Source organism: Burkholderia torrens, from assembly GCF_984668525.1.
In genome coordinates, this window is the sequence record NZ_OZ480213.1 from 214,989 (window position 1) to 228,032 (window position 13,044).

Annotated in this window: 11 protein-coding genes; 9 read left to right on the forward strand and 2 right to left on the reverse strand. The window is 68.5% G+C overall.

The window, feature by feature from the left end; genetic code table 11:
- Positions 1 to 6: 6 nt before the first annotated feature.
- From AC5LXX_RS31415 to AC5LXX_RS31450, 8 genes are all read left to right on the forward strand, one after another.
- Positions 7 to 1,389 (forward strand): LLM class flavin-dependent oxidoreductase, encoded by a 1,383-nt coding sequence (locus AC5LXX_RS31415; RefSeq protein ID WP_493414023.1) that lies wholly within the window; start codon positions 7 to 9, stop codon positions 1,387 to 1,389.
- A 337-nt stretch (positions 1,390 to 1,726) separates the two neighbouring features.
- A complete protein-coding gene (locus AC5LXX_RS31420; protein WP_124448768.1) occupies positions 1,727 to 2,140 on the forward strand; it encodes a DoxX family protein in 414 nt (137 codons plus the stop codon).
- A 237-nt stretch (positions 2,141 to 2,377) separates the two neighbouring features.
- Positions 2,378 to 3,343 carry a dTDP-4-dehydrorhamnose reductase family protein gene (locus AC5LXX_RS31425; RefSeq protein ID WP_493414317.1) on the forward strand — a complete coding sequence of 322 codons (966 nt, stop codon included), beginning with the start codon at positions 2,378 to 2,380 and terminating at the stop codon, positions 3,341 to 3,343.
- A gap of 234 nt (positions 3,344 to 3,577) precedes the next feature.
- Complete coding sequence (locus AC5LXX_RS31430; RefSeq protein WP_493414024.1) at positions 3,578 to 4,150, forward strand: plasmid fertility inhibition factor family protein; 573 nt, start codon at positions 3,578 to 3,580, stop codon at positions 4,148 to 4,150.
- 289 nt (positions 4,151 to 4,439) lie between these two features.
- Positions 4,440 to 5,789, forward strand: coding sequence for a reverse transcriptase family protein (locus tag AC5LXX_RS31435; protein ID WP_493414025.1), 1,350 nt, complete (start codon positions 4,440 to 4,442; stop codon positions 5,787 to 5,789).
- 324 nt (positions 5,790 to 6,113) lie between these two features.
- Positions 6,114 to 6,443 carry an H-NS histone family protein gene (locus AC5LXX_RS31440; protein ID WP_124448758.1) on the forward strand — a complete coding sequence of 110 codons (330 nt, stop codon included), beginning with the start codon at positions 6,114 to 6,116 and terminating at the stop codon, positions 6,441 to 6,443.
- A gap of 268 nt (positions 6,444 to 6,711) precedes the next feature.
- A complete protein-coding gene (locus AC5LXX_RS31445; protein ID WP_493414026.1) occupies positions 6,712 to 7,959 on the forward strand; it encodes an MFS transporter in 1,248 nt (415 codons plus the stop codon).
- On the forward strand, positions 7,956 to 8,561 hold the full coding sequence (locus tag AC5LXX_RS31450) for an SLOG cluster 4 domain-containing protein (protein WP_493414027.1): 606 nt from the start codon (positions 7,956 to 7,958) through the stop codon (positions 8,559 to 8,561). The genes AC5LXX_RS31445 and AC5LXX_RS31450 overlap by 4 nt, the downstream gene beginning before the upstream one ends.
- Positions 8,562 to 8,644: 83 nt before the next feature.
- Here AC5LXX_RS31450 and AC5LXX_RS31455 read toward each other — a convergent pair whose 3' ends face one another.
- Positions 8,645 to 9,625: a bifunctional helix-turn-helix transcriptional regulator/GNAT family N-acetyltransferase gene (locus AC5LXX_RS31455; RefSeq protein ID WP_493414028.1), complete on the reverse strand. Its 981-nt coding sequence runs from the start codon at positions 9,623 to 9,625 to the stop codon at positions 8,645 to 8,647.
- A gap of 203 nt (positions 9,626 to 9,828) precedes the next feature.
- Here AC5LXX_RS31455 and AC5LXX_RS31460 point away from each other — a divergent pair, with 203 nt between their 5' ends.
- A complete protein-coding gene (locus tag AC5LXX_RS31460) occupies positions 9,829 to 10,203 on the forward strand; it encodes a sugar ABC transporter ATPase (RefSeq protein WP_493414029.1) in 375 nt (124 codons plus the stop codon).
- Between the two features lie 31 nt (positions 10,204 to 10,234).
- On the opposite strand, the gene AC5LXX_RS31465 is transcribed toward AC5LXX_RS31460, so the two are convergent.
- Positions 10,235 to 12,670: a PEP-utilizing enzyme gene (locus AC5LXX_RS31465; protein ID WP_493414030.1), complete on the reverse strand. Its 2,436-nt coding sequence runs from the start codon at positions 12,668 to 12,670 to the stop codon at positions 10,235 to 10,237.
- Positions 12,671 to 13,044 lie beyond the last annotated feature (374 nt).

Here is a 13,044-nt window from a genome sequence, read left to right on the forward strand (position 1 = left end):
TCCACGATGTCCGATCCTCGCCCCTTGCTGTTTTCCCTGTATGAACAAGCCAGCGTCGGCTGCGGCGGCGCGCCGAGCCTGTGGACCCATCCGGCCGACGAACGGCTGCGCGCGAATACGCTCCCGTTCTGGTCGAACCTTGCGCGCACGGCCGAACAGGCCGATCTCGACATGCTGTTCTTCGCGGACGTGCTCGGCCTGTACGACGTCTATGGCGGGTCGGCCGACGCCGCGTTGCAGTGGGCGGTCGAGGCGCCCGCGAACGATCCGATGATGCTGATTCCGGCGCTCGTCGCGCAGACCGAGCGGCTCGCGTTCGGCGTGACCGCGAGCACGACCTACGAGCATCCGTTCGCGCTCGCGCGCCGCTTCAGCACGCTCGATCATCTGAGCAACGGCCGGATCGGCTGGAACATCGTGACGTCCTACCTGACGAGTGCGGCGCGCAACTTCGGTCTTGACCGAATGATCGGTCATGACGAACGTTATGCGCGCGCGGAGGAATTTCTCGACGTCGTCTACAAACTGTGGGAAGGGAGCTGGGCGGACGACGCGGTGGTCGCCGACAAGCGCTCGCCGCGCTATGCGCGTGGCGATCGCGTACGGCCGATCGCGCACGAAGGGACGCACTATCGCGTGCAGGGGCCGCACGTCTGCGCGCCGTCGCCGCAGCGCTCGCCCGTGCTGATCCAGGCCGGCTGGTCGGGGCGCGGGCGCGAATTCGCGGCGAAGCACGCGGAGGTGGTGTTCGTCGCGAAATCGAATCCGCACGAAATTCGCGCAGGCCTCGACGAGATTCGCCGGCTGGCGGCCGAACGCGGCCGGGCGGCGGACGACGTGAAGTCGCTGACGGTGCTGCGGATCGTGACGGCGCGCTCGTCGAGCGATGCGAAGGAGAAATATCACACGCTGCAGCAGCATTATCACCAGCACGCGCAACTCGTCAGCTATGCGGGCGACACCGGCATCGACATCGACCGCTATGCGGACGACGAGCCGCTGACGACGCAGACGGAAGGGCTCACGTCCTACGTCGTGCGGCCCGACGGCAGCGGCAAGCCGCTCACCGCCGGCGACGTGCGGCGCAAGTTCGCGAGCGTCACGCGCGGCACCGACCTGATCCTCGTCGGCTCGCCGGACGAAGTCGCGGACCAGCTCGCCGAGCATGCGCGGCTGTCGACGACAAGCGGCTACATGCTCAATCCGCTGATCAGCCCGGGCACGCTCGACGATTTCGCCGAACTGGTCGTGCCGGAACTGAAGAAGCGCGGCCTGTACCGGACGACTGCGCCGGCCGGTACTTTCCGTTCGCGCCTGAGCGGACGCGATCGGTTGCCTGACAGTGCGTATGGTGCGTCGTTCAGGCACGCCCCTGCAGAGGCGGGCTGATCTCAAACCGTTTCGTGCCGGTCTCTTCAGTAGCGATCCGCACGAGATTTCCGGGTTGTTTGGCTTCAGCCGTGCAAATTGTCCACTAAATTGAGACAGCGAATCATGTTTTGACGGATTGATGATTTCCGGCGGGACAGTAGACTGCACCCGTGCTTCGCCAGAACCGATTCGAAGCGCGCCGCGAGCGGCGCGACCGGACGGATTCTTCGGCAACTGGCCGTGGTATCGGCCAGCGATCCGATCGAGCGAGGAGTGGGCCGTTGCCGGCCACGCGCGCCGCTCCGGCGCGCATTGGCAGCGGCCGCATCAAACCGTCAATTCAAGGGTGATTGCTATGCGTTACGTTTCGCTGGAGTCGAAGAAGGACGAGCTGCTGCTGGCGGCTCGCGTGCTGATGATGATCCTGTTCGTGCTGTTCGGCTGGCAGAAGCTGAACGGCTTTTCGGGCACGGTCGCGTACATGGCGTCGACGGGAAACCCGGCGCCCGAACTGGCGGCCGCGATCGCGGTGGCGGTGGAACTGGCCGGCGGCGCGCTGATCGCGATCGGCTTCTATACGCGTCCGCTCGCGCTGGTGTTTGCCGCCTATACGCTCGCGACCGCGCTGATCGGCCATCGCTACTGGGCGCTGCAGGGGATGGAGCAGTACATGGCGATGATCAACTTCTACAAGAACGTGAGCATCATCGGCGGGTTGCTGTTGCTCGCGCTGACCGGGCCGGGGCGGTATTCGGTTGACCGGAAGTAACGCAGGGCGAAGTTTCCGTTCAGTGTGACTGGCGCGGTGCACGGATGTGTACCGCGCGCTGCGTTTTGGGGCGGGCGATGGCGCGGGCATGGCGCGTGTCGTCCGCAACGCCTCGTGTCGGTCGTGTCCGCTGCCAAACTCGGCTATCCTCGGCACGTTCATCGTTCGAACGTCGACCCTGACATTCGAACGTGGGTCGCGACCTCGCGCTCCACCACGTCACCCGAATCGCCGCTCATGCCAAGCCCAACTCCGTCCACCGAACGCAAGACCATCCTCCTCATCGGCGCCTCCGGCCTACTTGGCCGCGCGGTTGCCGCATCGCTGGCGAGCGAATCGTCGTTGACGCTACTGGCGACCATCCGGAACCCGCAAAGCGCTGGCGCAAAACTTCTGGCATTGCCGCCGGAAAACATCGCGGAGCTGGACGTCCTCGACCAACCGGCCCTCGAACACCTCTTCGACACACGCAAGCCGGCCGCCGTCATCATCTGCGCCGCCGAGCGCCGCCCGGACGTCTGCGAGCGCGACCCGGATGCCGCCCGCGCGATCAATGTCGACGCGCCGGCCCGCGTCGGCGCGCTGGCCGCCCGATACGGCGCATGGACACTCGGCATCTCGACCGACTACGTTTTCGACGGCAAGGCGGCCCCGTACCGTGAAGACGCCGCACCGAACCCGCTGAACATCTACGGCCGCACCAAGCTGGAAGGCGAGGCGGCACTCCTCGCGGCATCGTCGCTCTCCTGCGTGCTGCGTCTGCCGCTGCTCTTCGGCCCGATCGCCGACTGGAACGAATCGGCGGTCACGAGCCTCGTCCCGGCCATTGCCGCGTCCGCGCGTCCGGGTGCCCGCGCGGTCGGCATGGACGCCTGGGCGATCCGCTATCCGACCTACACGCCGGACGTCGCGAAGGTCATCCGCGACCTGACGCTGCGCCATCTCGCGGGCGAATCCGTCACGGGCATCCGTCACTGGTCGGGCGAGGAGCCGATGACCAAGCACGACATCGCGCAGCGAATCGCCGCCGCGCTCGGCATCGACGCGTCGCTCACGCGGATCGACCAGCCGACCGACGCGACGCCGCGCCCGTACGATTGCCATCTGGACGCGTCGCGCGTGCGCGCCCTCGGGATCGATTACGCGACGCCGTTCGATACCGCGCTGCGCGCCGTGCTGCGCGATGCACCGCAGGCGCCGTAGGATCGGCACCGAAAAGCCCGGGTTGAAGCCGATTTCCGTTCGATAGGGCGCGTGACCGGCGCCCACCGGGTGGCGGGCACCGTGCCTGTCGTCCCGTCATCGAAAGGCGATACACTGCGCGGGTTCCCGATCCAGCCGGGAGCGTCAGGGTACCGGGCGAACCGGCGGCGACGGCGCGGATTGCGCCACACGCCCTGACTCATTCGAACAAATCGAGAGAGAAAGAGAGGGCCCATGCTGACACGTCTTCGTAACGGACTCGACCGCGCACGCGACCTGCGCGAGTCCGGACCCGCTTCACCGATCCCGTTCCGGCCGATGGCGTGCGAACTGGTCGACCTGAGCGCGAAGCGCGCGATATGGCGCGTTCCCGTACCCGGCCAGGTCGACTGCTATCTGGCGGCCGAGCCGGCCGGGGTGGAGCGTTTCGTCGTCCATCTCGATGCCGAGGCGTTCTATCGCCGCTGGCTCGAAACGAGCCCCGCGTTTCCGAAACAGGATTCGCAGGACTGCGTACCGCGCCGGGCCATGCCGCTCGACAGCAAGTTCGCGATGGCTGCCGCTGCGTTCAGGGGCGGCCGCGAGGCGCCGGTGGCGCTGCCGCCGGTCGGCTACTGGCCGGCGGGAAGCGGGTACGAGGTTGCGATGAGCGACGGCATGACGCGGACCTTCTGGCTGCTCGCCAATCGCGTGCGGTCGTTTCCCGTCAGCGTGGCCGACGCGACCTGGGCGACGATGCTGAGCGGCATGGCCGGCATCGGCGTGACGCCGATCGCATACAGCGCGCTGTTCGCGCGGGGCGTGTAAGCGCGTCAATGCGATGCGGAGCGCGGGCCGGCGACATGCGCGGCCCGCAGCACAACGAATGCCGTTCCGCCTGATTTGACACGTGGCGTGCGCGCCCATTACAGTCGCGACGCGGGCCGGTGGGTCAAGCACATACCCGGAACAGGCCGTCGATGTTCCTGGACCACGGGGCTACCCCGTGGATCGGATCGATACACCGATGCGTCGCAAGGGGCCCGGTTTCGCGTTGCGCAACGTATCCCCTCGCAGCACCAGCCACGTTGACTCATCGTCCCGCCCATTCCTGGCCATGTATTCATCCCTGCGCGGCACCACACGCACGATCGCCGAGGCGATGCTCGCCGGATCGCCCGAGCGCGACGGCGTCGTCGCGCGGATGGCGGCCGTGCTCGGCGACGCGCCGGCGTGGACGCATGAGGTCGCGGATGCATCGCTCGCGCGCTTCGGCGCGCATTGGGGCGACACCGGCATCGATGCGCTGGCGGACGTCGTGGCCGAGGCGCCCGGATTCGTGCGCGCGTGGTATGGCGACGCTCGGCCGGCCGTGATCCGCGTCGTGCGGCGGCCGCCCGTCCAGCGGCCGTTGCCGGCGCCGCTCGCCGGGTGCGACGTGCCGCAATGGGCGACGCCCGGCGATCTCGCCGGCTGGCTCGGCGTGAGCGTGCCGGAACTCGACTGGCTGTCCGATCACTGGCGCGTCGATGCGCGCAGCAGCGCCACGCCGCTGCATCACTACACGTACGTCGCGGTCGACAAGCGCAGCGGCGGATGCCGCCTGGTCGAGATCCCGAAGGGAAGGCTGCGCGAAGCGCAGCGCCGTATCCTGCGCGGGCTGCTCGATCGTATTGCGCCGCACGGCGCCGTGCACGGTTTTCGCAAGGGGCACGGGATCGTGTCGTTCGCGGCACCGCATGCCGATCGCGATGTCGTCGTCCGCTTCGACCTGGCGGACTTCTTCGTCTCGGTGCGCGCCGCACGTGTCCATGCGCTGTTCGCCACGCTCGGGTATCCGGTCGAAGTCGCGCGCACGCTCACCGGGTTGTGCACGAACCGCGTGCCGTCGGCGCGGCTGCTCGCGCCGGACCTGCGCGACCGGTTCGACTGGATCGGCCGCCAGCGCTATCGCGAACGGCATCTGCCGCAGGGCGCGCCGACGTCGCCGGCGCTCGCGAACCTGTGCGCGTTCCGGTTCGACATGCGGCTCGCCGCGCTCGCGCGTTCGCTCGATGCGACCTACACGCGCTATGCGGACGATCTCGCGTTCTCAGGCGGCGGCGCGCTTGCGCGCAACGTCGAGCGCCTGCAAATCAGGGTAGCCGCGATCGCGCTCGAGGAGGGCTTCGCGCTGCAACTGCGCAAGACGCGCGTGATGCGGCGTGGGGGGCGGCAGCAACTGGCCGGTGTGGTCGTCAATCGTCATCCGAATCTGGCACGCGATGAGTTCGATCTCCTGAAGGCCATCCTGACCAATTGCATCCGGCGCGGCCCGGCCTCGCAGAATCGGGACGCCCATCCGGATTTCCGTACGCATCTCGCCGGACGCGTGGCGCACGCCGCCGCGCTGAATGCGGCGCGCGGCGCGAAGCTGCGTGCGCTGTTCGACCGGATCGCATGGGATGCGCACGACGCGGGGCGGTGAGCCGCCTGCTCCGCATCCGTTCCGTTGCACGACTTCTCCAACACGATGTCGCGCACTGCTATCATTCGCGCCATGCCGCACCCGTGCCAGGGGCGGCGCCTGACTTGCCGCAGCCGTTCGCCATGCCTGTTGGTGTGCGACGCGCCGCGTGTCGCCGGCCCGGCCCTGCCTGCAATGACGCACGACGTCGTTTAGTGCGCATCACGCAAGCCATGCCGGCTCAGGGAAACGATTCACATAGTTGACAGACCCGATCGGCGGAACTTCGTGGTAGGTTCGGCCATCGGAGTTTTTTGCAAAAACATGCCCAAAGAGGATGAATACATGACCCAGGCCCTGCAGGAGCTCGAAGCACAACTTCGGGACCTGAACATCAAGCTGTCGGATGCGAAGCAGAAGGAGAAGCAGGCCGCGCTCGCGGCTTTCAAGGAACAGGTCGAGCTTTTGGGAATTTCGCAGCAGGAAGTGCTGAGCGCGCTCGGCTACATCGTCCAGCGGAAACGCAAGGCGCCTGCCAAGTACTACGATCCGACGACCGGCCGCTCATGGTCGGGGCGCGGCCCCCGGCCGAAATGGCTCGAAGGCAAGGATCTCGATTCGCTCGCCGTCGACCGCGAGGCCAAGGCCTGGTGGCCCGGCGAGGATCAAGGCTGAAGCAGGCCGTGTCTCAAGGCCGCGCGGTGCCGTCCGGTTCGCGCCGGCGGGGCCGCCCGTAACACTCCGTCCCTCCGCAATCTTTCATCCGGTGTCCGGCCTGGCCGCGACATCGCCGGCCAGGCCGCCGACACCGGATCGACGTTTTCCCCGTTCATTGCCCGTCATGTCCCGCCTGCCGTTCCGGCAGCGGCGCCGATGCGCGCCCGCGCCCGTCGTTCGCGGGCACAGGCCTTAAAATGTCGCCGGACATTCGTGGCGGGACACCATGGCAGCAAACATGAAATCCTCGACGCTCGGCGGCCCGTCGGCCACGCGTGTAGAGCAGGCCGGGTCGTACGCGTGGAAAGCGCTGGCCGGATCGGCGATCGGCTATGCGATGGACGGCTTCGACCTGCTGATCCTCGGCTTCATGCTGCCGGCGATCACGGCGGCGCTGCAGCTGTCGCCCGGGCAGGGCGGCGCGCTCGTCACGTGGACGCTGATCGGTGCGGTCGCGGGCGGCATCCTGTTCGGTGCCCTGAGCGACCGCTACGGGCGCGTGCGCGTGCTGACCTGGACGATCCTGCTGTTCGCGATCTTCACCGGCCTGTGCGCGTTCGCGCGCGGCTTCTGGGACCTGCTGGTCTACCGCACCATCGCGGGCGTCGGGCTGGGCGGCGAGTTCGGGATCGGCATGGCGCTCGCGGCGGAAGCGTGGCCGGCGAGCAAGCGCGCACGCGTGTCGTGCTACGTCGCGCTCGGCTGGCAGGCCGGCGTGCTGCTGGCCGCGCTGCTGACGCCGTTCCTGCTGCTCCACATCGGCTGGCGCGGCATGTTCCTGGTCGGCGTGCTGCCTGCGCTGCTCGCGTGGGCGATGCGCAACAAGCTGCACGAGCCGGAGGCGTTCGTGCAGCGCGCGATGCAGCCGAAGTCCAACACGTTCCGCATGCTCGTCGCCGACAGCCGCACCGCGCGCACGAGCCTCGGCATCGTGATCCTCTGCTCGGTCCAGAACTTCGGCTATTACGGGATCATGATCTGGCTGCCGACCTTCCTGTCGAAGCAGATGGGTTTCTCGCTGACGAAGTCGGGGCTGTGGACGGCGGCGACCGTGGTCGGGATGATGATCGGCGTGTGGGTGTTCGGACAACTGGCCGACCGCATCGGGCGCAAGCCGACGTTCCTGCTGTACCAGCTCGGCTCGGTCGTCACGGTCATCGCATATGCGCGGCTGACGGACCCGACCGCGATGCTGTGGGCCGGCGCGCTGATGGGCATGTTCGTCAACGGGATGGTCGGCGGCTACGGGACGCTGATGTCGGAAGGCTATCCGACTGCCGCGCGCGCCACCGCGCAGAACGTGCTGTGGAATATCGGCCGGGCGGTCGGCGGCTTCGGCCCGGTCGCGGTCGGCGCGCTTGCCGCGCACTACTCGTTCCAGACGGCCATCGCACTGCTCGCGGGCCTCTACGTGCTCGACATGGTCGCGACGCTGTTCCTGATCCCCGAGCTGAAGGGCGTCGAACTCGAATGAGCGTTGTGCGCGCGCGCTCCGCAACGACTTCACCGGAAACCACGATGCAACGGAAGAACATGACGATCGGCGTGATGGGTTCGGGCAAGGAGCCGTGGCTCGCGTTTTCGGAACCGCTCGGCGCATGGCTCGCCCAGGCCGGCTTCAACTTGCTGACGGGCGGCGGGCAGGGCGTGATGCTGGCCGTCGCGCGCGCGTTCGCCGGCGTACCGGGGCGGGCCGGCCGATCGATCGGCATCCTGCCGACGCAGGCCGATCCGGTCGCGGGCTTCGTGCCGCTCGACGGCTATCCGCATCCGTTCGTCGACATCCCGATCCTCACGCCGCTGCCGCGCCGCGAACCGGATGCCGATCCGCAGGCGATCAACCGCAATCACGTGAACGTGCTGAGCAGCGACCTGATCGTCGCGTTGCCGGGCGGGCACGGCACGGCGCAGGAAATCTCGCTGGCGCAACGCTGGCGCAAGCCGCTCGTCTGCTTCGGGCCGGACGGCGCGTTTCAGGCGCTCGCGGCCGATGCCGTGTGCACGTCGTCGCTCGACGACGTGATCCGGTTCGTGGAGGCGGCGTTTGCGGAGGAGTACGCGCGGCGCGCGCGATAGTTCGAGCGACCGATTCGGCGGCTACGGATGCGCGCGTGCCTGCGGCGCGAGCTGCTGCAGGCACGGTTCGGTTCTGCCGACCATCAGCTGCCGGTGGGCCCGGGCCGGCTGAAACGCTGCTCGACCACCTCGGTTCCCCAGTGCGTGCCTGCCGACTCGTGCGTCAGCGTAAAGCCGAACGACTCGTACAGGTGGCGCGCCGAATCCAGTCCCTTGAACGTCCACAGGTAGGTCTCGTGAAACCGGTGCGCGTCGACGAAGCGCATTGCCAGCGTCATCATCCGGCGCCCGATGCCGGACCCGCGCAACGCGTCGTTCACGATGAACCAGCGCAGGTGCGCGATACCGCTTGTGGGGTCGCCGTCGATCGCGAGCGACGCGAGCGTCCGCCCGTCTTCCTGGCAGAGCCACAGCGCCTTGCCGTCGGCCGGCAACGTGCTCGCGAACTCCGCCAGCTCGGTCGCCACCCGCTTCTCGAAAAAGGCGCCGAACCCCCAGTGCTCCGAATAGAAGCGCGCATGCAGGCTCGCGATGTCGCCGATACAGCCCGGCTGGTAGCCCTCGAGGATCGACGGCGCGTCGGGTGTCGCCGCGGGCGCCTTGGCCGCGTTGTCCTGCGCGAGGGCATCGGCATACAGCGCGAGCGAACGCAGCAGCGCCTGCTGATCGGCGGGAATCATGCGACGCAGCGCATTCGACACCTGATCGGTCGCGAACGTGTCGATTCTTTTCTGGAGTTTTTTCCCTTCGGCGGTCAGGTACAGCTCGATCGCACGCGCATCCTCGCTCGACACGCGCCGCTCCACGACACCGGCCGCCTCGAGCCGCGCGAGTTGCCGGCTCGTGTTCGATTTGTCGAGCCGCAGGATGTTGCCGAGATCCTTCGCGTTGATGCCGGGCGCCATCCCGATCTCGAGGATCGCGTGAACGGCCGACGGCGCCCAGTCGCTGTCGGCGAGCGTCGCGCGCATGAAGCCGAGCTCGCGCACCAGTTTGCGGGAGAAGTCGCGCAGTTCGAGGATGGTCGCGTCGCGAGGCTTGGCGGGCACGTCGATGAGGTCCATGGTTTGCCCCAGATGGTTGCGTATCGCAATCGATAATAGTTGCGCATCGCAACTTGTCAAGGTGAATGTGCTGGCGAACGGGAGCGGTATCGGCGAGGATGGCGGCGTGCCGTCGGGTGGACGCATACTGCGTGGAGCGGGCGACCTGCAAGCGGGGGCGTTGCTCGGTCGTCGATCCAGGTCCGCGGGCCACGGAGACCACCATGAACAAGCTGTTGCCGATGTCGATTGCACTGCTTGCCGGATGCGGCATCGGTGCCGGATCGCTTCACGCTGCCGGCGACCTGGATGCGCCGCCCTGCAGTGCCGCGCATGCGGCGGACCCGGGCGGCAACGCGGCGATGCCGGGCACGTCGGTCCGCAGCTTTTCCACCGCCGGCTGTTCGGGCGCGGTGCTGCAGGGCGACCGCGCCACCGCGACGGTCAACGGCGACCGGATCGAACTGCGCGACGGCGTCGTCTATGTGAACGGCCGCTCGTACGGCGCCGTCACGCCCGCGCAAACGGTCGAATACGAGGCCGCGCGCGACAGGCGCACGTTGAAGGTCGACGGAAAGATCCGCACGCCGCCGCGCTGAGCGCCGGCCCCTTCGACACGTCGTCGGGCGCTTATTCGACCAGTGTCAGCCGGCCGTCGCTGAGCCGCACTTCGCGCCCGATCCACGCATCGTCGACGCGCGGCAGCACGGCCGACGGCTTGCGCAGCTCGCGCAGCAGCGTCGCGCCGTGCGACAAGCGGCCACCCATGCGCGCGATCACCGCGCGGGCGGCCTGGTACTGCGCGTGCCGGCCTGGATCGAGCGAGTCTTCGAGCAGGATGTCGTGGCCGAGCACGCCCTGCGTGTGGCCCGGATAGATCATGAAGCCGGCTGCCTCGTCGGTGCCTTCGCTGCCGTCCTGCCAGAAGCTGCCGTTGCGTTCGCGGCGCTCGGGATGCGGCGCGAACCACGTGTCGCGATCGGCGGCCGGCATCGCGTGATGCAGGCGGAAGAACACGCGCATCAGGTTGTCGCGATACCACTCGCGCACCTGCAGATACCAGCCGCGCATGCCCGGCGCGCCGAGCGTGTGCAGCACGCGAACCGGCAGCGGCCAGTCGGGGAAGGGCTGCAGCGGCAGGTCGGCGGCCGCGGGCCGCGCGGTGCCCGGATCGGTTTCCCATGGCAAGCGGTGCGGGCTGTCGTCGAGCTGGCCATAGGCGGTGGGCGGACGTCCCCACAGTGCGCCGCCGCTGCTGGCGAGCGATGACGCGATGCACAGGTTGCCCTGCACGACGAATACGTAGAAGCGCGTGAACCAGTCGGCCAGTTGCAGGCCGTCGGCGCGCTGTTCGACGAGCGTGGCGAGCTCGGCGTCGAAGCGCTGCAGGCCGCGCGCAAGCGTCGGCAGGTGACCGCGGGCGACGCGCAGCATGCGCCAGAACACCGGCAGCGAGCGGAGCAGGCGCAGCGGACGCCAGCGCAGCGGCGGCGTCGCGCCGCCGATCTCGCCGCTGTAGTTCGCGGCCGATACGCCCCAGTCCGCGAGACGCGCGAGGAACAGGTCGTTGTTGATGTACGACGCGCCGCCGTACAGCGCGGTGAACGGTTCGTTGTCGCGCAGTACGCGTGCATCCCAGCGCGCCATGATGGCCGGGATGCTGCCGGCCGCGCGCCGTTGCGCGTACTCGACCAGCCGGCTCGGCTGCGGCGGCAGGATCTCGGCGATGTTGGCCGAGGTCAGGTGCCGGTGCCAGCCGTAGCTGCTGATCGGGCGGTACTGCAATAGCCACAGCTGCGTGCCGTCCCATGCCCATTCGACGTCGCCCGGCACGTAATGGAACGCGCGCAGCACCTGCTGCAGGAACGCCCAAAGCTGCTGCGTGGTCAGCCCGTGCGCGGGTGCGAACGTGCCGCGCTGCCAGGGTTCGCCGAGCCGCGACAGGATCGCGCGCCGTGGGCTCGCCTGCCCGTCGGCGAGCGACTCGAGGTGGCCTTCCACCCATTCGACTTCGACCGCGAGATGGCGCACGAATGCGATGCCGGACAGCACGGGCGTGATGAAGCGCTGCACGACCGCTTCCTCGAGGCCGCCGTCGAGCAGTTCGGCCACGCGAACGGCCGCATCCGATGCCGGTACACGCAGGAACGTCGTATGCAGGCCGGCGTTCGCCGCGTCGGCCTGGTCCTCGCCGTGGCTCGACGAGCGGATCGCCCATTCGGCGCCGGGCTGGCTCGCGAGAAAGCCGGGCAGGCGCGGGTCGTCGGCGCGGGTCAGCGACAGGGCGGGCGGCACGGGGAGGCCGGCCATCGTGGCCAGCGCCAGGCGCCCGCCTTTCGTGTGCGCGACGAAGCCGGTGTCGCCGGCTTCGAGCCACTGCGCGAAGGCCGCAGGCGCGTCGATCCACGGATAGTGTCCCCAGCCGGGCTGCAGCGTGACGGTGAGGTCGGCGCGGGCGAGGATCGCCGACCACGCGGCGGCCTGGCGTACGCCGAGCACGGCGTCCTGGTCGCCCCACACGAGCTCGATGCGATCGGCGACCCACTCGAGCAGCGGCAGTGCGGTATCGGCGCGCACGAGGTCCCAGTGCGGCAGGAATGCGCGGCAGCGCGCATAGCCGGCGCCCATGCGGCGGTATTGCGCGGGCGTCCAGGTCCGGTTCGAGAATTTGCGGGCGAACAGCGTCGGGTAGTGCGCGAGCAGCCAGTGGATCGTCTTGCGCAGCGGCTTCGGCGCCATCAGTTTCGGCAGGCGCCGTTCCCACAGGAACGCGCCGACGGGCGCGAGCAGCACGCTGCGGCCGAAGTGGCCGGGGCGCCGTTGCAACGCGTGCAGCACCAGCAGCGCGTTCACGCCAACCGCCATGATCGCGTGGCCCGGTTCGGTCGCGTCCAGCAGCGCCTGCGCATACGCGGCGAGGTCCTCGCACGGCGGCGCGGGGTGATCGCCGAAGCCCGGCAGTTCCAGCGGCACCGGTCGGTAGCGCCGGAAGTGGGGCAATGCATCGTCCCACCAGTCGGCCGCGCTGCCGTTGCCGGCGAGGAGGTACAGGATCGGTTTGCTCATGAATGCTGCGTCGGTCGACGATCGTCACGGTCGCGCGCGCCCGACCGGGGCGGCGACGGCGGAGGTCACGGCGCTCGTTGGTGTTGTTGTGCCGATGCGAGTGGAATGGAAGGGCGGCCCGCTCGGATGATTGTTGCGGGCATTCTACGCGAGTCGATTTCATTCGATTCGCGGTTCGTTCCGGTTCCGGATTTCTCGACGCGCGATCGAAGTACACGCCCGGTTGTCGATCGACGGAAAAGCCCGCAGCCGATTAGTCATCCGAAGCGAAGTGCGCATGTCACGCCGGCGCGGAACGAAGAGTGTGCAAACAATCCGGATGACGGAGACGGCGTTCGCCCGCTGCTTTCGGTTTTCCGTTTGACGGGTTTCTT

Excerpts from the sequence above, each read along its gene's own strand:
- AC5LXX_RS31420 (WP_124448768.1), top strand. The coding sequence starts at position 1,727 with ATGCGTTACGTTTCGCTGGAGTCGAAGAAGGACGAGCTGCTGCTGGCG.
- AC5LXX_RS31465 (WP_493414030.1), bottom strand. The coding sequence starts at position 12,670 with ATGAGCAAACCGATCCTGTACCTCCTCGCCGGCAACGGCAGCGCGGCC.
- AC5LXX_RS31425 (WP_493414317.1), top strand. The coding sequence starts at position 2,378 with ATGCCAAGCCCAACTCCGTCCACCGAACGCAAGACCATCCTCCTCATC.
- AC5LXX_RS31455 (WP_493414028.1), bottom strand. The coding sequence starts at position 9,625 with ATGGACCTCATCGACGTGCCCGCCAAGCCTCGCGACGCGACCATCCTC.
- AC5LXX_RS31435 (WP_493414025.1), top strand. The coding sequence starts at position 4,440 with ATGTATTCATCCCTGCGCGGCACCACACGCACGATCGCCGAGGCGATG.
- AC5LXX_RS31445 (WP_493414026.1), top strand. The coding sequence starts at position 6,712 with ATGGCAGCAAACATGAAATCCTCGACGCTCGGCGGCCCGTCGGCCACG.
- AC5LXX_RS31430 (WP_493414024.1), top strand. The coding sequence starts at position 3,578 with ATGCTGACACGTCTTCGTAACGGACTCGACCGCGCACGCGACCTGCGC.
- AC5LXX_RS31415 (WP_493414023.1), top strand. The coding sequence starts at position 7 with ATGTCCGATCCTCGCCCCTTGCTGTTTTCCCTGTATGAACAAGCCAGC.
- AC5LXX_RS31450 (WP_493414027.1), top strand. The coding sequence starts at position 7,956 with ATGAGCGTTGTGCGCGCGCGCTCCGCAACGACTTCACCGGAAACCACG.
- AC5LXX_RS31440 (WP_124448758.1), top strand. The coding sequence starts at position 6,114 with ATGACCCAGGCCCTGCAGGAGCTCGAAGCACAACTTCGGGACCTGAAC.
- AC5LXX_RS31460 (WP_493414029.1), top strand. The coding sequence starts at position 9,829 with ATGAACAAGCTGTTGCCGATGTCGATTGCACTGCTTGCCGGATGCGGC.